At 65.5% G+C, this 22,271-nt stretch carries 17 protein-coding genes; 10 read left to right on the top strand and 7 right to left on the bottom strand.

Annotated features, from left to right (window positions below):
• Window positions 1-67 precede the first annotated feature (67 nt).
• On the bottom strand, window positions 68-1,288 hold the full coding sequence (locus tag B0G81_RS19780; protein WP_134138077.1) for a CaiB/BaiF CoA-transferase family protein: 1,221 nt from the start codon (window positions 1,286-1,288) through the stop codon (window positions 68-70).
• A 310-nt stretch (window positions 1,289-1,598) separates the two neighbouring features.
• Here B0G81_RS19780 and alaS point away from each other — a divergent pair, with 310 nt between their 5' ends.
• On the top strand, window positions 1,599-4,223 hold the full coding sequence (alaS, locus tag B0G81_RS19775; RefSeq protein WP_116139849.1) for an alanine--tRNA ligase: 2,625 nt from the start codon (window positions 1,599-1,601) through the stop codon (window positions 4,221-4,223).
• 163 nt (window positions 4,224-4,386) lie between these two features.
• Here the strand turns inward: alaS and B0G81_RS19770 are convergent, their stop codons facing one another.
• Entirely contained in the window at window positions 4,387-5,304 is a 918-nt protein-coding gene (locus tag B0G81_RS19770; RefSeq protein WP_116117854.1) for a LysR substrate-binding domain-containing protein, read from the bottom strand.
• Between the two features lie 114 nt (window positions 5,305-5,418).
• Between B0G81_RS19770 and B0G81_RS19765 the strand changes: the two genes are divergently transcribed.
• From B0G81_RS19765 to B0G81_RS19725, 9 genes are all read left to right on the top strand, one after another.
• Complete coding sequence (locus B0G81_RS19765) at window positions 5,419-6,753, top strand: YbfB/YjiJ family MFS transporter (protein WP_134138076.1); 1,335 nt, start codon at window positions 5,419-5,421, stop codon at window positions 6,751-6,753.
• Between the two features lie 124 nt (window positions 6,754-6,877).
• The gene (locus B0G81_RS19760; protein ID WP_106283676.1) at window positions 6,878-7,909 is read left to right on the top strand and encodes a low specificity L-threonine aldolase; all 1,032 of its coding nucleotides are present in this window, start codon (window positions 6,878-6,880) and stop codon (window positions 7,907-7,909) included.
• A gap of 57 nt (window positions 7,910-7,966) precedes the next feature.
• The gene (locus B0G81_RS19755) at window positions 7,967-8,497 is read left to right on the top strand and encodes an NUDIX domain-containing protein (protein ID WP_134138075.1); all 531 of its coding nucleotides are present in this window, start codon (window positions 7,967-7,969) and stop codon (window positions 8,495-8,497) included.
• Window positions 8,498-8,675: 178 nt separating this feature from the next.
• Window positions 8,676-9,125, top strand: a complete 450-nt coding sequence (locus tag B0G81_RS19750) for a thioesterase family protein (protein ID WP_134138074.1) — start codon at window positions 8,676-8,678, stop codon at window positions 9,123-9,125.
• Window positions 9,126-9,129: 4 nt separating this feature from the next.
• Entirely contained in the window at window positions 9,130-10,068 is a 939-nt protein-coding gene (locus tag B0G81_RS19745) for a branched-chain amino acid ABC transporter permease (RefSeq protein WP_134138073.1), read from the top strand.
• Entirely contained in the window at window positions 10,061-11,353 is a 1,293-nt protein-coding gene (locus B0G81_RS19740; RefSeq protein WP_134138072.1) for a branched-chain amino acid ABC transporter permease, read from the top strand. The genes B0G81_RS19745 and B0G81_RS19740 overlap by 8 nt, the downstream gene beginning before the upstream one ends.
• Window positions 11,350-12,102, top strand: coding sequence for an ABC transporter ATP-binding protein (locus tag B0G81_RS19735; RefSeq protein WP_134138071.1), 753 nt, complete (start codon window positions 11,350-11,352; stop codon window positions 12,100-12,102). Before B0G81_RS19740 ends, B0G81_RS19735 begins: the two co-directional genes overlap by 4 nt.
• Window positions 12,099-12,812: an ABC transporter ATP-binding protein gene (locus B0G81_RS19730; protein WP_106283670.1), complete on the top strand. Its 714-nt coding sequence runs from the start codon at window positions 12,099-12,101 to the stop codon at window positions 12,810-12,812. The genes B0G81_RS19735 and B0G81_RS19730 overlap by 4 nt, the downstream gene beginning before the upstream one ends.
• 392 nt (window positions 12,813-13,204) lie before the next feature.
• Entirely contained in the window at window positions 13,205-15,562 is a 2,358-nt protein-coding gene (locus B0G81_RS19725) for a hypothetical protein (protein WP_134138070.1), read from the top strand.
• Between the two features lie 40 nt (window positions 15,563-15,602).
• On the opposite strand, the gene iolB is transcribed toward B0G81_RS19725, so the two are convergent.
• From iolB to B0G81_RS19700, 5 genes are all read right to left on the bottom strand, one after another.
• A complete protein-coding gene (gene iolB, locus B0G81_RS19720) occupies window positions 15,603-16,403 on the bottom strand; it encodes a 5-deoxy-glucuronate isomerase (RefSeq protein ID WP_134138069.1) in 801 nt (266 codons plus the stop codon).
• Complete coding sequence (gene iolE, locus B0G81_RS19715; protein ID WP_134138068.1) at window positions 16,400-17,317, bottom strand: myo-inosose-2 dehydratase; 918 nt, start codon at window positions 17,315-17,317, stop codon at window positions 16,400-16,402. The genes iolB and iolE overlap by 4 nt, the downstream gene beginning before the upstream one ends.
• A 10-nt stretch (window positions 17,318-17,327) precedes the next feature.
• A complete protein-coding gene (gene iolD / locus B0G81_RS19710) occupies window positions 17,328-19,301 on the bottom strand; it encodes a 3D-(3,5/4)-trihydroxycyclohexane-1,2-dione acylhydrolase (decyclizing) (RefSeq protein ID WP_134138067.1) in 1,974 nt (657 codons plus the stop codon).
• Window positions 19,298-21,343: a 5-dehydro-2-deoxygluconokinase gene (gene iolC / locus B0G81_RS19705; RefSeq protein ID WP_134138066.1), complete on the bottom strand. Its 2,046-nt coding sequence runs from the start codon at window positions 21,341-21,343 to the stop codon at window positions 19,298-19,300. Before iolC ends, iolD begins: the two co-directional genes overlap by 4 nt.
• A gap of 64 nt (window positions 21,344-21,407) precedes the next feature.
• Window positions 21,408-22,268, bottom strand: a complete 861-nt coding sequence (locus B0G81_RS19700; protein WP_243856551.1) for an ATP-binding cassette domain-containing protein — start codon at window positions 22,266-22,268, stop codon at window positions 21,408-21,410.
• Window positions 22,269-22,271 lie beyond the last annotated feature (3 nt).

Below are 22,271 nucleotides of genomic sequence, written 5' to 3'. Positions count from 1 at the left end.
TCATCGCGACGTTGCGCTCCGCGGCGCACCTCGCATCTTCGGAGCTTGCGGCGGCCTGACTGCGGACTCAAATCACGGACTGGCTCCGCAACGCCGCAATCCTCGCTTCGTCATAGCCCAGCACGTCGCGCAAGATGCTCTCTGTGTGCTCCCCGAGCATGGGCGGATGCGTAAGCGCTTCAGGCGGCGTGCCGGTCATATTGATCGGATTGCGCACCAGCTTGACCGTTCCGCCCGACGGATGCGGCAGGTCCACCTGGAGCCCACGCGCCAGCACCTGCTCGTTCTCGAACACTTCGCCGAGATCGTTGATCGGCCCGCACGGCACACCCGCCGCCTCGAGCGCGGCGATCCATTGCTGCTTGCCCTGCAGGCGGACCATCTCCGCGAGAATCGGCACGAGGATGTCGCGGTTGCGCACCCGCGCCGGGTTGGTGGCAAAGCGCTCGTCGTCCGCCAGTTCCGGGCGGCCGCCCGCTTCGACGAACTTGCGGAACTGACTGTCGTTGCCGACCGCGACGATGATCCACCCGTCGCTCGTCTGGAAGGTCTGATACGGCACGATGTTCGGATGCGCATTGCCCCAGCGCACCGGAGGCTGGCCGCTTGCCAGGTAGTTCGAGTTCATGTTCGCGAGCATCGCGACCTGCACGTCTAGCAGCGCCATGTCGATGTACTGGCCTTCGCCCGTCCGGTCGCGGTGGGTGAGGGCGGTGAGCACGGCGATGGTCGAATACATGCCGGTCATGAGGTCGGCAATCGCGACGCCGGCCTTCTGCGGACCGCCGCCCGGCTGGCCGTCGCGCTCGCCGGTAATGCTCATGAAGCCGCCGATGCCTTGCACGATGAAGTCGTACCCGGCCCGCTGCGCATACGGGCCGGTCTGCCCAAAGCCGGTCACCGAGCAATAGACGATGTCGGGCTTCACTTCTTTGAGCGATGCGTAGTCGAGGCCATACTTCTGTAGCTGGCCTACCTTGTAGTTCTCCAGCACCACGTCGCTCTGCGCGGCCAGTTCGCGAATGATCCGCTGGCCTTCGGGCGAGGCGATGTCCACGGTGACCGAGCGCTTGTTGCGGTTCGCCGCAAGGTAGTACGCGGCCTCGCGCGTGTCTTCGCCTTCGGGCGTCTTGAGGTACGGCGGCCCCCAGTGGCGGGTGTCGTCGCCGACTTCGGGGCGTTCGATCTTGATCACGTCGGCGCCGAAATCGGCGAGCGTCTGCGCGCACCAGGGGCCGGCGAGTACGCGTGTGAGATCCAGCACGCGGATATGACTTAGAGCGCCCATATTGTTCGATGTCTCCTTCTTCGTGGCCAAGGCGGCGCGCGAGGCGCTGCGGGATGGAGGCAATCTTAAGCGATTCCCGCGCGCTGGCGCAGTCGGCCGAACGGTATAGGACGAATGACGGGCCTCGCAAAGTGCCGCCCTGTCCCACGGCGCCCGCTCGATCCTGGCCGAACGGCCAGCCATACAGCCCGCGCCGCCGCGCACGGGCGCCGATCCCGTATAATCAGTCGTTTAAGAAACACACAGTTGGCGCATCCCACGATGCCGCCGGTAACAGCCAGGGAACTGGCAAACCCGTCCCCCGCACGCCATGAAAGCCGCCGAAATCCGCGAGAAATTCCTCAAGTTCTTCGAATCGAAGGGCCATACGATCGTTCGCTCGTCGAGCCTTGTGCCCGGCAACGACCCGACGCTGCTCTTCACCAATTCGGGAATGGTGCAGTTCAAAGATGTGTTCCTGGGCGCGGAATCGCGCCCGTACTCGCGCGCCACGACCGCGCAGCGCAGCGTGCGCGCCGGCGGCAAGCATAACGATCTGGAAAACGTCGGCTACACCGCGCGTCACCACACGTTCTTCGAAATGCTGGGCAACTTCTCGTTCGGCGACTACTTCAAGCGCGACGCGATCCACTACGCGTGGGAGTTGTTGACGGGCGTGTATCAGCTGCCGAAAGACAAGCTCTGGGTCACCGTCTATCACGAAGACGACGAAGCGCACGACATCTGGGCGAAAGAGGTGGGCGTGCCGGTCGAGCGCATCATCCGCATCGGCGACAACAAGGGCGCGCGCTACGCATCGGACAACTTCTGGCAGATGGCCGACGTCGGTCCGTGCGGCCCGTGCTCGGAAATCTTTTACGACCACGGCCCGGAAGTCTGGGGCGGCCCGCCCGGATCGCCCGAGGAAGACGGTGACCGCTATATCGAGATCTGGAATCTCGTGTTCATGCAGTTCAGCCGCGACGCGCAAGGCAACATGACGCCGCTGCCCAAGCAGTGCGTCGACACCGGCATGGGTCTGGAGCGTATCGCCGCCGTGCTTCAGCACGTGCACAGCAACTACGAGATCGACCTGTTCCAGGCGCTGATCAAGGCCGCCGGCCGCGAAACCGGCGTGAGCGATCTGACCAACAACTCGCTGAAGGTGATCGCCGACCACATCCGCGCGTGCTCTTTCCTGATCGTCGACGGTGTGATTCCGGGCAACGAAGGCCGTGGCTATGTGCTGCGCCGGATCGTGCGCCGTGCGATCCGCCACGGCTACAAGCTGGGCAAGAAGGGTTCGTTTTTCCATCGCATGGTGGGCGATCTCGTCGCGCAAATGGGCGGCGCATACCCGGAACTGAAGGAAGCCGAACAACGCGTGACCGACGTGCTGCGTCAGGAAGAAGAGCGCTTCTTCGAGACCATCGAGCACGGCATGTCGATTCTCGAGAGCGCGCTGGCCGACCTCGAAGCCAAGGGCGGCAAGACGCTCGACGGCGAACTCGCATTCAAGCTGCACGACACGTACGGCTTCCCGCTGGATCTGACGGCGGACGTGTGCCGCGAGCGCGAAGTGACGGTCGACGAAGCCGCCTTCGACGAAGCCATGGCGCGTCAGCGCGAGCAGGCTCGCGCGGCGGGCAAGTTCAAGATGGCGCAAGGCCTCGAATACTCGGGCGCGAAGACCACGTTCCACGGCTACGAAGAAATCGTCTTCGACGACGCGAAGGTTATCGCGTTGTATGTCGATGGCGCCTCCGTGCAGGAAGTGCGTGACGGCCAGCAGGCTGTCGTCGTGCTGGACCATACGCCGTTCTACGCCGAGTCGGGCGGCCAGGTCGGCGACCAGGGCGTGCTCGCCAACGCGAGCGTCCGCTTCGCGGTGAGCGATACGCTAAAGGTGCAGGCCGACGTGGTCGGTCATCACGGCACGCTCGAACAGGGCACGCTGAAGGTGGGCGACGTCGTCAAGGCGGAAATCGACGCGGTGCGCCGCGCTCGCACGCAACGCAATCACTCGGCCACTCACCTGATGCATAAAGCGCTGCGTGAAGTGCTCGGTTCGCACGTGCAGCAGAAGGGCTCGCTCGTCGACGCGGACAAGACCCGTTTCGACTTCGCGCACAACGCGCCGATGACTGACGAGCAGATCCGCCGCGTCGAAGAAATCGTCAACGCCGAAGTGCTGGCGAATGCGCCTGGCATCGTGCGCGTCATGCCGTTCGACGAAGCGGTGAAGGGCGGCGCGATGGCGCTGTTCGGCGAAAAGTACGGCGACGAAGTCCGCGTGCTCGACCTGGGCTTTTCGCGTGAATTGTGCGGCGGTACGCACGTGCATCGCACCGGCGACATCGGCCTCTTCAAGATCGTCATGGAAGGCGGCGTGGCGGCGGGCATCCGCCGCGTGGAAGCGATCACGGGCGACAACGCCGTGCGCTTCGTGCAGGACCTCGACGCGCGTATTAACGCGGCCGCGGCTGTGTTGAAGGCGCAACCGTCGGAACTGACGCAGCGGATCACCCAGGTCCAGGACCAGGTGAAGTCGCTGGAGAAGGAACTGAGCGCGCTGAAGTCGAAGATGGCGTCGAGCCAGGGCGACGAGCTGGCCGGTCAGGCGATCGAAGTCGACGGTGTGCATGTGCTGGCGGCTACGCTCGAAGGCGCGGACGTCAAGACGCTGCGCGAAACCGTCGACAAGCTGAAGGACAAGCTGAAGAGCGCAGCGATCGTGCTGGCGTCGGTCGAAGGCGGCAAGGTGAGCCTGATCGCCGGCGTCACGGCCGACGCGAGCAAGAAGGTCAAGGCAGGCGATCTGGTCAACTTCGTGGCGCAGCAGGTTGGCGGCAAGGGCGGCGGCCGTCCGGACATGGCTCAGGCTGGCGGCACCGAGCCGGCGAATCTGCCGGCGGCGCTGGCCGGCGTCAAGGGTTGGGTCGAAGGCCAGCTTTGATTCTGATGTGATTGGGCCAGGCGAGGCGCTGGAAGATCGAGCGTCTCGCGTGGCCCGAGTTTTTTTCGGAGTCTGGCGCGCCGGGTTGCGAATGGGCGCCGCGCCGAGCGTCGATTTTGCTCGCAGTGTTCGTTTCGACGGATGCCGGCCCTGTAGCCAAAGATCAGACCGCGCCTTCCGCCGCGGTCGCGATCCCAGTTGAATTCACCGCATCCTGCCGCATCACCAGCGCCTGCTTCAGCGCGTTCAGCGCGGACGAAAAGTGTCCGCGCCGCCACACCAGCAGCGTCTCGATCACGCCGATATCGGGCAGTTCATGCACCGCGATATTGCTGGCGTCGGTCTGCAAATTCAGCACCGACCGCGGCGCGACCGCCACCCCGGCGCCTGCGGCCACGCAGGCCACGATCGCGTGATAAGAGCCCAGCTCCAGCACGCGCGCCGGCCTCACGCCGTGCTCCAGATACCACTTCTCGATATAAGACCGGTAAGCACAGCCGCGCTCGAACGCGATCAGCGTGGACAACGCAATGTCCCGAACGTCGCGAATCGGCCGATGGCCGCGCGGCGTCAGCATTACCAGCTCTTCCCGAAACACCGGCACCGACTCGAATAAATCACCGAGCGTGGCCGGATCCAACGGCGTCGCCACCAACGCCGCATCCACTTCGAATTCGCGCACCCGCTCGATCAGCTTGCCGGTCGTGCCGGTCTCGAGTTCCAGCGCGACGGCGGGCCACTGCTGGTGATAACGCGCGAGCAGGGCAGGAAGACGCGTTGCCGCGACACTTTCCATCGTGCCCAAACGCAACCGTCCGCTTGGACGATCCTCACGCACCGCGTGACGCGCTTCATCCGCGAGCGCGAGCAGGCGCTCGGCATACGGCAGCAGCGTCTCGCCGGCGGGCGTCAGCACGAGACGGCGGCCGTCGCGGATGAACAGGTCGGTGCCCAATTGCTCCTCGAGCTGCTTGATACGCGTGGTAACGTTCGATTGCACACGATTAAGCTTGGCGGCGGCGCGCGTCACGCCGTTTTCCCGCACGACGGCGCGAAAAATGGTCAAAGCGGCCAGGTCCATGATTCTCTCTAGGCGATGGGTGATATCCGAATTATTCATTTTTCGTGATTGAAAGGTCAAGCTAGTATGGATATCCGCCATCCGACCCGTTGACTGCATTCATTGCCGCCGCCCATGAACGACCTCGCCTCCACCCCACACGGCAGCTTCGCCGAGCGCCACGCCGCCCGCCGCGCGGCGCTTGCCTGCATGGTCACGCTGGCCGTCGCGCTCGGCATCGGGCGATTCGCATTCACGCCGCTCTTGCCGCTGATGCTTCACGGCAGCGGATCCGGTCAGCCGCAGCTCGATATTCAGCATGGCGGCTGGCTGGCGTCGTTCAATTACGCAGGGTATTTCGTCGGCGCGGTCACGTGCGCGGCGCTGCGCATCGAGCCGGCGCGGATGGTGCGCATGGGACTCGCCGCCACGGTGCTGCTGACGTTGACGATGGGCGTGACTAGCCAGTTCTGGATCTGGGCGGCGGTGCGGTTTGTCGCGGGCGCGGTCAGTGCCTGGACGTTCGTCTTCGCGTCCCAGTGGGGCCTGCGGCGGCTCGCCGAAGTCGGGGCGCACGGATGGGGCGGGGTGATCTATACGGGGCCGGGCGTGGGCATCGTCGGCACGGGCTTGCTGGTCAGCGTGGCAGGCGGGTACGGGGCCGCCGCGGGATGGATCGGGTTCGGGCTGATCGCGGCGATTCTGTCGGTCGTGGTCTGGCCGGTGTTCGGGACTGCGTCCGGCGGTGGAGCGAAGGCTCGAAGCGCTCGCATGGTCGGTTCCGGTAGTGGCGATCAGGTGCGTGCCGGCAAGACGAGCCAGCGTGTCGCCGGCCAGGCCGGCGCGACTGCACGCGCCGCAGTCCAAGATGCGCCCACCCACGCAACCCACCACGCCGACGCCCTCTGGCTCGTCCTCCTCTACGGCATCCCAGGGTTCGGCTACATCATCACCGCGACGTTCCTGCCCGTCATCGCGCGTCACGCATTGCCCGGCTCGTCGTGGCCCGACCTGTTCTGGCCAATGTTCGGCGCGGCGCTGATCGTCGGCGCATTGCTGGCGGCGCGTTTGCCCGTTCATTGGGACAACCGCACGCTGCTGGCCGGCTGCTATGTGCTGCAGGCGTGCGGCATCGCCCTTGGCATCGTGCGGCCGACGGCGGCCGGCTTCTCGTTCGGCAGCATCCTGATCGGCCTGCCGTTCACCGCGATCACGCTATTCGCGATGCGCGATGCGCGGCGTCTGCGTGGCGACGACGCTGCCGGCCTGATGGGCTACGCGACGGCGGCCTATGGCGTCGGTCAGATCGTCGGCCCACTGGTCGCCGCGCCGATCGCCGAGCAGACCGGATCGTTTTCACCGGCCTTGTGGCTGGCGGCGGGGGCATTGTTGCTGGGCGCGATCGGGCTAATCGTCGTCGCGCGCATGCCGCGCGGCCGGGGCCGCATGCCCGATTGCGGCTGCCACTGAGCGCACGTCGATAAAGGCGTTGCTGCCCACGCTGCAGCTAGCGGACAACAAATAACCGCAGCGCGCACTAAAATGACCGCTTTCCGTCATTCCAGCGCGCCCATCGCCGGACGCGCCGCCCGCCATGCAACATTTCGCGTCCGACAACTACGCCGGCATTTGTCCCGAAGCGCTCGACGCGCTGATCGCCGCCAACAACAGCGGCCACGAACCAGCCTACGGCGACGATTCCTGGACCAACCAGGTGTGCGACCGTCTGCGCGACCTGTTCCAGACCGACTGCGAAGTGTTCTTCGTGTTCAACGGCACGGCCGCCAATTCACTGGCGCTCGCTTCGCTGTGCCAGTCGTATCACTCGGTGATCTGCCACGAACTCGCGCACATCGAAACCGACGAATGCGGCGGCCCTGAGTTCTTCTCGGGCGGCTCGAAGCTGCTGACCGCGCCGGGCATCGGTGGCAAGCTCACGCCGGATGCGATCGAAGCCGTCGTCACGCGCCGCGCCGACATCCATTACCCGAAGCCGAAAGTCGTCACGCTGACCCAATCGACGGAAGTCGGCACGGTCTATAGCGTCGAGGAAGTGCGGGCGATCGCGGCGATCGCCAAACGGCGTCATCTGAAGGTGCATATGGACGGCGCGCGTTTCGCCAACGCGGTCGCCGCGTTGGACGTGCATCCGTCGGAGATCACGTGGCGCGCGGGCGTCGACGTGCTGTGCTTCGGCGGCACCAAGAACGGCTTGCCGGTGGGTGAAGCGGTGGTGTTCTTCGACCGCGCGCTCGCCGACGATTTCGCTTACCGCCTGAAGCAAGCCGGCCAACTGGCCTCGAAGATGCGCTTCATTTCCGCGCCGTGGCTCGGCCTGCTCGACAACGACGTGTGGCTGCGCAACGCGCGTCACGCGAACGCGATGGCGCAACTGCTGCAAACGCGGTTGCGGGAAATTCCGGGCGTGAGCATCATGTTCCCCGGAGAATCGAACGCGGTCTTTGCGCAACTGCCCGCGCAAGCCGCCAAGGCCATGCGCGCGCGCGGCTGGAAGTTCTACGAATTCATCGGCGCGGGCGGATGCCGGCTGATGTGCGCGTGGGATACGCAGCCGGAAACGGTCGAGCGGTTCGCCGCCGAGGTGCGCGAGTTGTGCGCGGCGTGAAAACCAGAAGCTAACGACAAACACGATTACACAGGACAACAAGACGTCCTCCTCGCCATGACCGATTACCGATTTTGCCCACGCTGCGCCACGCCTTTGACCGAGCGCGCCGACGCCGCACACGAAGGCGGCCGCATCCGTCAGAGCTGTCCTGATACGGCGTGCGGCTACGTCCATTGGAACAACCCGCTGCCGGTGGTGGCGGCGATCGTCGAATACGAAGGCAAGATTCTGCTGGCGCGCAACGCCGCCTGGCCGGAGGGCATGTTCGCACTGATCACGGGCTTCCTCGAAAACGGCGAGACGCCGGAAGAGGGCATTGCCCGCGAAGTGTTCGAGGAAACCTCGCTGCACGCGGAAACGGCCGAGCTGATCGGCGTGTACGAATTCATGCGCAAGAACGAACTGATCATCGCGTATCACGTGAAGGCGTACGGCACGATCGCGTTGTCGCCGGAATTGCTGGAGTACCGACTGGTCGAGCCGGCCAGATTGCGGCCGTGGCGCGCGGGCACCGGCCAGGCGCTCGGCGAATGGATGCGGCGGCGCGGCCTGCCGTTCGAGTTCGTCGAAAGACCGGGGCAGTGAGCCGGTTGACGAGTTCGCCGATGAGTCATGCTGGGCGAGTAGCGCGGCACGGCTCATATCTCCTGTCTGATCACGCGCCGTCAGCGAAGGCGCTCGCAGCGCGTGCTGACCGAATCGCATTGACGAAAACAACCAGCCGCACAACGTTCACGATAACGCCCGAGACGACCACGCCAGCATGAACAAACCCGCATCCGCCCCGCGCGGCGCCTACCCGCACTTCCTGACGATTCCGACCCGCTGGATGGATAACGACGTCTACGGTCATGTGAACAACGTCGTCTACTACAGCTACTTCGACACCGTGGTGAACGAGTATCTGATCCGCGCCGGCGTGCTCGATTTCGAGCAGGGCGAGACGATCGGCCTTGTAGTGGAGACGCAATGCAACTACTTCGCGCCGCTGGCGTTCCCCGACCGGATCGACGCGGGCCTGCGCGTGATACGGCTCGGCACGTCGAGCGTGCGCTATCAGGTCGGTCTCTTCAAGGAAGGCGAGGATCAACCCGCCGCGCAAGGACACTTCGTGCATGTGTATGTGAATCGTGTCACACGGCGCCCGGTGAATCTGCCCGCGCAATTGCGCGCGGCGCTCGAACCGTTGAGCGTCGCGGATCAGCCGGATTAGGCGCGTGCAGTCGTTCGTTATCAATCTGCTCAACGGCGTCAGTTACGGCCTGCTGCTGTTCATGCTGTCGGCGGGCCTGACGCTGATCTTCAGCATGCTCGGCGTGCTGAATTTCGCGCATGCGAGTTTTTACATGCTCGGCGCGTATGTTGGATTTTCGGTGGCGGCGCGCGCGGGGTTCTGGAGCGCGTTAGTCGTCGCGCCGCTCGTCGTCGGGCTGATCGGCGCGGCTCTCGAGCGTTGGCTGTTGCGGCGCGTGCGCGTGCAGGGCCATCTCGCCGAGTTGCTGCTGACGTTCGGCGCCGCGTATCTGCTGGGCGAACTGGTCAAGCTCGGCTGGGGCTTGAGTCCGCTGTCCGCAACCGTGCCCGCCGTGCTCGACGGGCCGCTTTTCACGATCTACGGCGCGGCGTTCGCCCGCTACCGCGCTTTTATGATGGCGGTGTCGCTCGGAATGCTCGCTGCACTGTTCGCGGTGTTGCGCGTGTCGAAGGCGGGCCTGATCGTGCGCGCCGCGCTCACGCACGCGAGCGCCGTCGAAGCGCTCGGCCACAACGTGCCGCGCGTGTTCACCGGCGTGTTCGCGGCCGGCACGGCGCTCGCCGCGCTGGCCGGCGTGATCGGCGCGCCGCTCTTCGTGATCGAGCCGGGGATGGCGGAGTCGCTCGGCTCGATCGTGTTCGTGGTGGTCGTGATCGGCGGGCTGGGTTCGCTGACGGGCGCGCTGGCAGCGTCGCTGCTGGTCGGTTGCGTGCAGACGCTGGCTGTGGCGAGCAATGTGTCGCTGGGCGACGTCCTGTCGATTTTCGACGCAACGCTCCCCGTCGAATGGGACGCGCTGACGCTCGCGCAACTCGCGCCGCTGATTCCGTATCTGCTGCTGGTGGCGATGCTGGCGCTGCGCCCGCGCGGCCTGCTCGGACGGCGCGACGATCATGCGTGAGGCCAAGGAATCATCGGCGCTGTCCGCGAGCGCGCCGCGTGCGCTGTGGCGCTTGCTCGCGCCGTGGCTTGCGCTGCTTCTGTTGCTCGCCGTGCCGCCCTTCGTCTGGCCGCAAAGCTGGCTGCTCGCCTATCTCGCGCAGACCGCAACGATGATTGTGTTCGCGCTTTCATACAACCTGCTGCTCGGCGAGACGGGGCTGCTGTCGTTCGGTCATGCCGCTTACTCGGGATTGGGCGCGCTGGTGGCCGCGCAGGTGTTCAACCGGATCGGTGTGCCGCTCGCGCTGCTGCCGCTGGTGGGTGGAATTGGCGGCGCGCTGTGCGGCGTGCCGTTCGGCTTTATTTCGACGCGGCGTGCCGGCACCGCCTTCGCGATGATCACGCTCGGTCTCGGCGAACTCGTCGCGGCCGCGGCGTGGACGCTTCCCGACTGGTTCGGCGGCGAGGCGGGCGTGGCGATCGATCGCGCGAGCGGCGTGCCGCTGGGAAGCTGGAGCTTCGGCCCGGCGCGCGAGGCGTATGCGCTGATTGCCGTGTGGTGCCTGCTCGCGTGCGCGGCGATGTTCGCGCTTTCGCGCACGCCTTTCATGCGCCTCGCCAATGCCGTGCGTGACAACCCCGTGCGGGCGGCGGCCATTGGTTGCTATCCGCGTCGCATTCGCTATGGCGTCGTGGTGATGTCAGCGTTTTTCGCGGGTATCGCGGGGACGCTGGCGCTGATCAATGTGGAACTGGTGTCGACGGAAAGCGTCGGCATGCTGCGCTCGGGCGCGGTGTTGATCGCCACGGTGGTCGGCGGCACGGCGGCGTTTTTCGGGCCGGTCGCGGGCGCGGTCGTTCTGACGTTTTTCAGCGTCGTGGTGGCGATCGTCACGCGCGCCTGGCTGTTCTATCTGGGACTGTTCTTCATCGTGGTCGTGGCGATGTCGCCCGATGGATTGGCGGGCTTCGCGCAGCGTTTCATGGCGCGAGTCGCCGCGCACGGCTGGCGCCGCTGCGCCGCTGCGTATTGGTGGGGCACGGCTGCCGCATTGTTGTGGACCGTGGCCGCCGTGCTCGCCGTGCAATGGGCGTACGCGGCGCAATCCGGCGCAAGCGACGGCGCGGCGTTCGATGTGCCGGGCGTGCCGTCGTGGATCATCGCGTCACCACTTTACTTCGGCACCACGGTCTTTGTGCTGGCCACGCTGGGCGCACTGACCGCGCATTTCGCGAGGCGCGCCCAAGCGTTGCTCATGAGCCCGCGCTCAAGCGCCACGCCCACCGCCGGAGCCTCGCGATGATCCCCGCGCTCGCGCTCTACGGCATCGAAAAACGCTTCGGCTCGACGCGGATTCTGCGCGGCGTCGATCTCGCGATCCAACCCGGCGAGCGCCACGCGCTGATCGGTCCGAACGGCGCGGGCAAGTCGACGCTCTTCAATCTGATCGCCGGCGGCGCGCGGCCGAACGCGGGGCGCATCGATCTGTTCGGCGCCGAGATCACCCGGCTCGCGCCAGCCGCGATCACGCGTCGCGGGTTGGCGCGCAGCTTCCAGAGCACCAGCGTGTTCGCGCGGCTCAGCGTGTTCGACAACCTGCGCTGCGCGGCGATGCTGGCTGAGCGCGACCGCACGCGCTGGTGGCAGCGTTTCAGCGGCTCGCCAACGGTCGACGCGCGCGCCGCACACGTGCTGGACGCGGTGGGCCTGGGCGAGCGCCGCCACGTTCAGGCCGGCACGCTCAGCTATGCCGAGCAGCGCGCGCTCGATCTCGGCATCGCGCTTGCGGGCGGCGCGCATACCTTGCTGCTCGACGAACCGACTGCCGGCATGAATCGCGCGGAGGCGGCGCGCACCGTCGAACTGATTCGCGAGACCACGGCGGGCCGCACGCTGCTGATGGTCGAGCACGACATGGACGCGGTCTTCGCGATCGCCGATCGCATTTCGGTGCTCGTGCAAGGGCGCATCATCGCGAGCGGCACGCCGGCGGCGATCCGCGCCAACGAGACCGTGCGCGCCGCCTATCTCGGCGAAGGGTTCGGCACATGAGCGCCTTGCTCGAGATTCGCGCGCTGAACGCGTGGTACGGCGCGAGCCAGGCGCTGCACGGCGTCACGCTCAGCATCGAAGCGGGCGAAGTGTTGGCGCTGGTCGGCCGTAACGGCTCGGGCCGCTCGACGCTTGCACGCGCGATCATGGGCCTCGTGCGCAGCGAAGGCGAGTTGCGTTTCGCGGGCCGACCGCTCGGCGGTCTGCGCACCTTCGAGATCGCGCGTCTCGGGCTCGGTTACGTACCGGAACATCGTGACGTTTTCCCGACGCTGAGCGTGCACGAGAATCTGCAACTCGGCGTCGCGCCACGGGATCGCGGCCGCGCGCCGCGCTTCACCTTCGACGACGCCTACGCGCTTTTCCCCGTGCTGCGCGAACGAAAGCGCGCGCGCGCGGGCGCGCTCTCGGGCGGCGAGCAGCAGATGCTGACGCTGGCCCGCGCGCTGCTCGGCGACCCCGATCTGCTCGTCATCGACGAACCCGGCGAGGGTCTCGCGAGCCTCGTGATGGAGCAGGTCGCGCAATGCTTGCGGACCTTGCGTGATCGCGGCGTGGCGATGCTGCTGATCGAGCAGCGTCTCGTGATCGCGCAGGATATCGCCAGCCGCGTCGCGGTGATGGGGCACGGCGAAATCGTGTTCGACGGCGCGCTCGCGTCGTTCTTGCAGCGGGCGGACGTGATGCGGGAATGGCTCGGCGTCGGCTGAGCGACTCACGTCCACTGGCGGCGCTTTATTGCGGCGCCGCACCGTGATGAGTGACCGTTGCGCTGTCCTTGCCGAATGCCTCTCACGTCGAACGAATCGTTCGATCCGCGCAGAGCGCTCGGATCGCGCCAATCGTGCCGTTTGAATCCTATTTGTCCACGCGCCGCTCACGCCACGTGCACGCGGTTCTCCGCTCGCCGGCCGCAGCGATTTAAACGCTTGATCGTTTGGTGAGCGTCCTCCAGAAATCTTGTCGGCAGCGCGCCGACAAATAAAGACAATTGGGTAAAAGACGTGCGACGGCGGCTTGCCGTTTAAAGCCGCCGTATGCGCGACGAACCATGTCGTGCCCGGCGCGCGAGAGGCGCATCGCGGCTTCAGGAGGAGACATCATGAGACGGAGACGCGCATTGCATGTGGCGTCGGCGAACGATGTGCAGAAGTCCACGTACTCTCTGCAAGATTTGAAGTCGAAGCACGCGTGGTGGTATACGCCGATCTGCGCGGGCACGGCCTTGTTGACGGCCGCGCTGCTGATGTCCGCCTGCGCCGACGCCAGTTCGACAACCGGCGACGCGGCGTCGGCGCCGTCCAATTCCGCGAACACCACAGTCGGTGCGTCAAGCGACGAAGCCGGAACCGCTGACCGCCGCGCGAATGCCACTACAGCGCCGGACGCCGCGCTCGCCGCTCTACCTGCCTCGTGGACGCGCCCCTCACTCGAACTCGCCAAGGCCAGACAACTGGCCGCGGAGCAAAGCGTCGCCGCGCGCGTGCCCTCGGCGAGCGGGATGAGCGAGAAACGCAGCCGTCCGCTAACGCTGCGCGATTCCGGCATCGACGGCTCGTTGATGTTCGCGCGCGACGTCGACTTTCGCGTGACCGGCGATATCGGCTTCATGATTCACGACATGGCGGCGACGCTGAGCCCGGCGCGGCGCGGTCAGCCGATCGTATTCGACGATCCGACCAGCGTGACGATCAACGTCCACCGCGGCCATGTAACGCTCGACACGGCGAAGCTCACGGCAATCTTCAACCGTTACCTGTTCCAGTATCAGGGCTCGCCGCTGCGCAACATGCGCGTCGTGCCGCAGGACGGCGGCAATCTGCGCATTACCGGCGAAATGCATCGTGAGACATGGGTGCCGATCGTGCTGAGCGGATCGCTGTCCATGCGCGATGCCGACGAACTCGTCTTTCACGCCGATCACGTCGAAGTGGCCGGTGTCGGCGCCGACAAGCTGATGCAGGCCGCGCACGTGAAGATGGCCGACCTGCTGAAAGTGGACACGCCGATCGCGCGTCTGGACGGCGACGACGTCGTGATGCAGGTGGCCAGACTGACGCCGCCGCCCGCGTTGCGTATGACGATCACGCAGATTGAAACCAGCGCGGCAGGCGTACGCTTCACGCTCGACGACCGTACCATGCCGGGCATCGTCTGGCCCGCGACGATGCCCGCACGCGGCATGCTGGTGCAGGGCGGCGACGTCAAATTCATGCGCTCCATGCCGATGAACATCGACATGGCGCTCACGCCGGTCGACGGCAAAGCGCCGTTCGTGCTGGACCTGTACCACTATCGCGAGCAGATGGCGGCGGGCTATTTCACCTTCGACGAAGCGGGCGCACTGAATGTGCATCTGCCGTCATATACGACGCTAGCCGGCGCGGACAAAGACACGCCTCTGCAAACAGGCAGCGCGAGCGCACGCTTTAACGACAGCTTCATTCGCGCGCAGCAGGCCGCGCTCGCGCAGGCGCGGCTCGTGTGGCAACACGCGCCGCAGACGGTGCGGACCGCCTCGGTGGCGCGCGCGATTCCGGTCGGCACGCGCGCTGCATTCGCGGGGCAGAGCATGGCGACGCCAGGTTCGGCTTTGAGCGACGAGCGTCATTCATCCGGACCCGCACCGCTGATTCACGTCGAGAATGTCGACTTCTACGTGTCGGGGCGCATCGGTTTTCACGTGCGTACGCTGGACGCGCAGATGGTGCCGAAAAAGGCGGGACAACCGGTCGATCTGGACGATCCCGATCAGTACGATATCCATATCATCGGCGGCGAGGTCGTGGAGCCGTGGCCCGCGATGGCGGCGCTTTTCAACGACTATCTGCTCGACTACGAGCCGCGCTCGCTCAACGATTTGCAGTTGAAACCGCTGGACGGCAAGCTGGAAGTGAGCGGTGGCATCAAGTTATGGAATCACTTTCCCGGTGTCTGGCTGCCGACCACGATGAGCGGCACGATCGTCGCCAGAGATGAGCGGCATCTCGTGTATGAGCCGACCTCGGTGAAGGTCCTCGGCGTGCCGCAGGCCGGCTTGCTGCGCGCGTTGGATATTCCGCTGGCGTCGCTCACGCCGTTCACGCGCAAGGGCGTCGCGCTGAAGGGCAACGAGCTGGTGTTCGATCAGTACACCGTGTTTCCGCCGCCGGTTTTGCAAGGGCGTCTCGCCAGCGCGACGGTCACCGACGAAGGTCTCGTGCTGAAGTTCAAGCGCGACGGCAACGTCGTCGCCGCGAGGCCGCCTGCGGGCGCGGGCAAGAGCTTCGTCTGGATTGAATCCGGCGACGTGAAGATGTTCAACTCGCTGGTGACGAATACGCGCACCTTCATCAAGGACAGTTCGAACCCCGGCGTGATGAAGTTCGATCTGTTTGCTTATCGCAAGGACGTGTCGAAGGGAACGGTGAAGATGGGCGAAGACGGCGGCCTGGACGTCGATCTGGCCGTTAGAAAATAACCCGCGCGGCGCTTTTGAAAGCGCCGCGCGGGCTGCTACATCAAGCGTCCTTCTTGATGATCCATTCGTGCGCCGGGTCGTTGCGGAAATGCCAGACTCGCTGTCCGCCCGCCATCACGTTCAGATAGTACGAGTCGTACCCGTACGGCACGATCACCGGATGATAGCCACGCGGCACCATCACGACGTCGTGATTCTCGACGGCCATCGACTCGTCGATATCGCGCATGTCGGTGTACACGCGTTGAAACGCAAACCCTTGCGGCGGATCGAGCCGATGATAGTAAGTCTCTTCGAGCGAACTCTCGTGCGGGACATTGTCGGTGTCGTGCTTGTGCGGCGGGTAGCTCGAAGCGTGTCCGCCAGGCGTCCTGACTTCCACCACCAGCAGCGACTCCGCGGGCTCGGTCTGCGGAAGAATGTCGCATACGTATCGCGTATTCAGCCCTTTGCCGCGTGTCGAGCGTTTCATCGAACCCGGCTCGATCAGCCGCGCCGGTAGTTCGCCTTTGGCCGGTGCGCTCGCCACGCCGATCTCGGCATCGCGGCAAGCGCGTACCGTAACCCGCACATTCGGCGGCAGATAGACCGCATATGGCGCGGCGTCTTCGAAGACGCTGTCGCGCGAACCCAGCGAACTCCATTTGGTGTCCGCGGCTTCGATATCCACTGCGCCCGTGAGCACGACAATGCACACTTCACGCGACGGTTCGAACACGTGCACGACTTCGTTTTCGCCCAGCCGGTAAGCGGCAAAACCGACATAACGCCAGCACGCCGACTCCGGTGTCACTCGCGCGATCGTCTGGCCTTCGCGCTGCGCCTTCACCAATAAACTCATGCTGCCTCCTGCTGTGTGCCGTCGAGCGGCGCATCGACCAGCGCGCGCAACGTCTTGTAGCCTTTCTGCGCGTAGTCGAACGATGGCGCCACGACCGGATCCTGTTCGGCTTCCACCACCAGCCAGCCGCAATAACCGTGCCGCTTCAGGCGCTCGATGATCGCGGGGAAATTCACCGCGCCGTCGCCCGGCACCGTGAAGGCGCCGGCGATGACCGCGTCCAGAAAACTCCAGTTGCGATTGCGCGCGAGCTTCATGACGGCGGGGCGCACGTCCTTGCAGTGTACGTGGCAAACGCGCCCGATATGTTTGTCGAGCACGGCGAGCGGATCGCCGCCGGCAAACGTGATGTGTCCCACGTCGAACAGCAGGCCGACAGCGTCGCTGGTGCGTGCCATCAGTTGATCGACGTCGGCCGGTGTTTCGACATAAGCGCCCATGTGGTGATGGTAGGCGAGCCGCACGCCGCGGCTCAGTGTATAACGCGCGAATTCGTCGACACGTGCCGCATATTCGGCCCATTGCTTCTCGCTGAAAAAACGCGGGCGTTGGTAAAGTGGTTGGGCTGCGCCCTGAATCGAATCGGCGACCTCGCCGTACACCATCGCCGTCGCGCCGTTTTGCGCGAGCAGTTCCAGATGCGGGCCGACCTCCGCGATTTCTTCCTCGACGCTGCGTCGCGCGAGGCGTCCGGAATACCAGCCGGAAACCAGCGCGAGATCGTATTGCGCGAGCAGTGACTTCAACGCCTGCGGTTCGCGCGGAAACTTGTTGCCGAGTTCGAAGCCTTGATAGCCGATCTGGCGGCCTTCCGTCAGCGCCACTTCGAGCGGCGTTTCGCCGCCGAGCGAAGGCAGATCGTCGTTCATCCACGAAAGCGGATTGATGCCGATACGTACGTCGAAAGCAGTCATGCGGGCGTCCTCATTCGTTGTCGGCGGAGCCGGTGTTCTGCGCGGAGCCGGCCGGTTCGGCGCGGGCCGCGAGTTGCGTTTCGTATTTCGCGCGCGCGTCGCGCACGGCGGGGCGCGGCGAGACCTCCGGCACGGCCACTTCCCACCACCAGCCGCCGTCGTCGGTAGTGCGAGCGGGATCGGTATCGATGCTGATGACGTAGGTGCGATCCGCCGCGCGGGCGCGTTCCAAAGCATCTTCGAGTTCAGCGACATTCGCCGCATGTTCGGCCTGCGCGCCGAGCGCACGCGCATGCGCGGCGAAATCGATCTGCGGCGCGCCGAGCGGGCCTTGCATGCAGTTCTCGAGCAGGTTGTTGAACGGCGCACCGCCGCACGCCTGCTGCAAGCGGTTGATGCAGCCATAGCCGCGATTGTCGAGCACTACGACGATCAGCTTCGCGCCGATCATCACCGAGGTGGCGATCTCGCTGTTCATCATCAGATAGCTGCCGTCGCCGACCATCACGATCACTTCACGCGCGGGCCGCGCGAGCTTCACGCCCAGTCCGCCGGCAATCTCATAGCCCATGCACGAGTAGCCGTACTCGACGTGATACGCGCCCGGTTTGCCGGCGCGCCAGAGCTTGTGCAATTCGGCGGGCAGGGTTCCGGCTGCGCAGACGACGATATCGTTCGCGGGGGAACTGGCGCTCGAACGCTGCACGGCGCCGATCACATCACCCTCGTAAGGCAGCACGGCGTCGCGCTGCGGTGCATGCGTGAGTGTGCCCACCGTATCGCGCCAGCTTGCCGCGAGTTTGTGCGCGCGGGTGGTCCACGCGCGTTCCGCGTGCCAGCCTTGCAGCGGTTCGGCGAGCGCTTCGAGCGCGAGACGCGCGTCGGCTTCGACCACTTGCGCGCGATGCTTGATACCGTCGAACGCATTGGCGTTGATGGCGATCACGTCGGCTTGCGTGAACAAGGTGTTCGAGCCGGTGGTGAAGTCCTGCAAGCGCGTGCCGATGGCCAGCACGCAATCGGCGTCGTGCGCGAGCGCGTTCGCGGCGGGCGAGCCCGTCACGCCCAGCGCGCCCGCGTTCAGCGGATCGTTCCACGCGAGCGAGCCTTTGCCGGCCTGGGTTTCCGCCACTGGAATGCCGTGCGTGGTCGCGAAGCGGTGCAGCGCGTCGCTTGCGCGGCCATAGAGCACGCCGCCGCCCGCGACGATCAGCGGCCGCTTGGCATGACGCAGACGCGCGATAGCGGCTTCGATTTCATCGACGCGCGGTGCGGGCGAATAAAACGTGACGACGCGCGGCTTGAAGAAGTCGACGGGGAAATCCCATGCCTGCGCTTGCACGTCTTGCGGCAACGCGAGCGTGACGGGCCCGCACAAGGCGGCGTCCGTCAGCACGCGCACCGCGCGCGGCAACGCACTCAGCAATTGCGCGGGATGCACGATACGGTCGAAGTAGCGCGACACGGGCTTGAGCGCGTCATTGGCGGAGACGCCGCCGTCGTGGAAGTCTTCGACTTGCTGCAAGACCGGATCGGGCGCACGCGAGATGAAGATGTCGCCGGGCAACAGCAGCACCGGCAAACGGTTCACATGAGCGAGGGCGGCCGCGGTCACAAGGTTGGTGGCGCCCGGTCCGATCGACGTCGTGACGGCCATCATGCGGCGGCGGAAATGCGCCTTCGCATAGGCGATCGCGCTGTGCGCCATCGCCTGTTCGTTGTGGGCGCGCAGGGTCGGCAGTTCGTCGCGGTGCTGATACAGCGCCTCGCCGATCCCCGCCACGTTGCCATGGCCGAAGATCGCGAACACGCCGCCGAACAGCGGCTCGGTGCCTTCGCCGTCTTCAGTCGCGACGCGTTGCGCGGCGAGATAGCGGACCAAAGCCTGCGCGGTCGTCAGGCGCACCGTGCCACCCGGGCGCGTGCCAGCGTGGCTGGCGTCGTTGGCGGACGCCGCGTCGTGATGCAATACGCGCTGATTCATGCGGCTTGCTCCTGTTGGACAGGGTTCGGCGCGCTGGGCTGCGCGGCGCATGCGCCACGCGTTGCACGCCACGAAGCAATCAGTGTTTCGAAGGTGCGGCGTACGCGCGCGATCAATTCGTCGTCGCCGATTTCTCCGGCGAGCCACGCATGACTCGGCTCGTGGAAGATCGTGCGTCCGACCGTGAAGCCACGGCACGTCGCCGATTGCGCCGCCGCGCGAAAGCCTTCGTCCAACTGCTCGACGGCCGCCGACAAACCGAGCAGCACCACGCCCCGGCAATACGGATCGCGCTCGGCGATCAACGCGTCGACGTTGCGCCACTGCGCGGCGTCCATGGGTTCGAGCTTCCACCACTCGGGATAGATGCCGATGTTGTACAGGCGCTTTAACGCGCGATACACGGTGTCGGGCGCTTGCGGCAGTTGCGCGTGTTTCGGCGGAATTACTTCGAGCAGCAATTCATGGCCGCTTGCTTGCGTCGCGTCATAAAGCGCGCGCAGTTGCGCTTCCTGTTCGAGACGCTGCTCGATGGGCTCGTCCGGATGAAATTGCACGAGGCACTTGACGATATGTTCCTGCGGCCAGGGGATCAGCGTGGTGCCGATCGAGCGGCCATGATCGAACACGAGCGGCACCGAGCCCGGCAATTCCACCGGGCGGCCGACCCACCAGCCGCGGCCGGTGGCCGCGTTCAGCGCGTCCTGGCCATAACGGTCGTCGATCAGCACGCCAATGCGGTTCTGCAACCCCAGCGCGCTTTCGGTTTGCGCGACGGCTTCGACGAACAGGCCCTTCAGACGCGCGATGCGCGCTTCGTCGGCGCCCGTTTGCTGCGCGAGTTCGAAGAACTGGTTGCGATGGTCGAAGGCGAAACCAAGCACTTCGTCCCATTGTTTGCGGGCCGGCGAGACGCGATGCAGCCGTGCGAGCGTTGCGTCGCGATCCGGGCGGCGCATGCGCTGCGGATCGGCTTTCGCTTCGCGCAGGAAGTAGTCGAGTTCGGCGGGCGTTGGCATGGCCGGCGCGCAGCCGTGACGCGAGACGACCAGCGCGCCGCTCGCGTTCGCAATGCGCGCGCAGGCTTCCAGCGGTTGATCGCGCAGCCATCCGGAGAGAAAACCCGAGGCGAACGCATCGCCCGCGCCGAGTACGTTGAGCACTTCGACTTCCACGCCGCCGTGAATCGGCAGATCGTCGAGCGAGGCGGGCACCGCGCCGTCGATGATCTGGCAGCCCATTGGTCCGCGTTTCAGCACCAGCGTGGCCGGCGTGACGGCGCGCACCATCGCGAGTGCGTCGACCAATTCGGTCTTGCCGCCGGCAATGCGGAATTCCTCTTCGGTGCCGATCACCAGATCGAACAGCGGCAGAATGCGCTGCAAATGCGCGGTGACGCCCTCGCTCGCGACGAAGCGGGTTTCGCCGTCTGCTTTGCCGGTAAGGCCCCACAGCACCGGGCGATAGTCGATATCGAGCACGGTGCGCACCTGGTTGCGGCGCGCATAGTCCAGCGCGCGGCGGCTCGTACGGTTCACCTGCTCGGTGGAGAAGTGCGTGCCGGTAATCAACAGCGCTTTCGACGACGCAATGTAGGCTTCGTCGAAATCCGCTTCGTCGACGGCCATGTCCGCGCAGTTCTCGCGATAGAAGATCAGGGGGAAAGTATCGCGGTCTTTGAGGCCGAGCAGCACGAGAGCGGTCAGGCGCTCCTGATCGATGCGCACGTGGCTGACGTCGCAGCCTTCCTTGGTGAGCGTCTCGGTGAGAAAACGGCCCATGTGATCGTTGCCGACGCGCGCCAGCATCGACGAGGCAAGGCCGAGCCGCGCGCAGCCGAACGCGATATTGGCCGACGAGCCGCCGAGATACTTCGCGAAGCTCGACACGTCTTCGAGTCGTGCGCCGACTTGCTGCGCGTACAGATCGACGGCGAGGCGGCCGAGGCAGACAATATCGCGGCTACGGCCCGACGCGAAGCGGCTGCCGGTGGCCGGCGCCGAAGCGGACGTGATGCCGCTGGATGTGCTGGAATGATCCATGAAGTTTCCTGAATAGCTGGGCGCGACGGCCGGCGCGACTGCGCCGAACCGTCGCGCGAATGAATCAGATCGTCGCGCCTTCGAGTTCGCCGATCATCTTCTGCATCTCCGCGCCGCCGGCCATCATGTCGAGCACCTCGTCCTTGCTGATGGTTTCCTTGGTGAACGTGCCGAGCGATTTGCCCCGATTGAGCACCGTGAACGAATCGCCGATCGGATATGCGTGGTGCACGTTGTGCGTGATGAAGATCACCGAAATGCCTTTGGCGCGCGCCTTGTGAATCAGCTTCAGCACGTTGAAGCTCTGCTTCACGCCGAGCGCGGCGGTCGGTTCGTCGAGAATCAGCACGCGCGCGCCGAAGTGAATCGCCCGCGCGATCGCGAGACACTGTTTCTCGCCGCCGGACATGGTGCCGATCGGCTGATGCGCGTCGCGCACGTTGATGCCCATTTCGGCGAGCTTCTCGCGCGCGGTGGTGGCGCTGGTTTCGAGGTCCATCACGCTCAGGAAACCAAACAGTTTCCTTTGCGGCTCGCGTCCCATGAAGAAGTTGCGCGCCACGGAGAGCAGCGGCACCAGCGCGAGATCCTGATACACAGTGGCGATGCCGAGATCGAGCGCATCTTTCGGCGACTCGAACAGCACCGGTTTGCCGTCCACGAGATACTGGCCGGAAGAGGGCTGATGCACGCCCGCGAGGGTCTTGATTAGCGTCGACTTGCCCGCGCCGTTGTCGCCGAGCAGGCAGTGCACTTCGCCGCGTTTCAGGTGCAGGGTCACGCCGCTCAATGCGATCACCTTGCCGAAGTATTTGTTGACGTTTTCCAATGCGAGGATCACGTCTTCGTGCGGCGCGGCTGCGGTCGCGCTTGCGTTTGCGTTCGATTCAGGCAAGGCGTTCGCCGCGGGATTCATATCGGACATGTT

The organism is Paraburkholderia sp. BL6665CI2N2 (assembly GCF_004366535.1).
Classification (GTDB): Bacteria; Pseudomonadota; Gammaproteobacteria; order Burkholderiales; family Burkholderiaceae; genus Paraburkholderia.
This window is presented reverse-complemented; position numbering and strand designations above follow the sequence as displayed.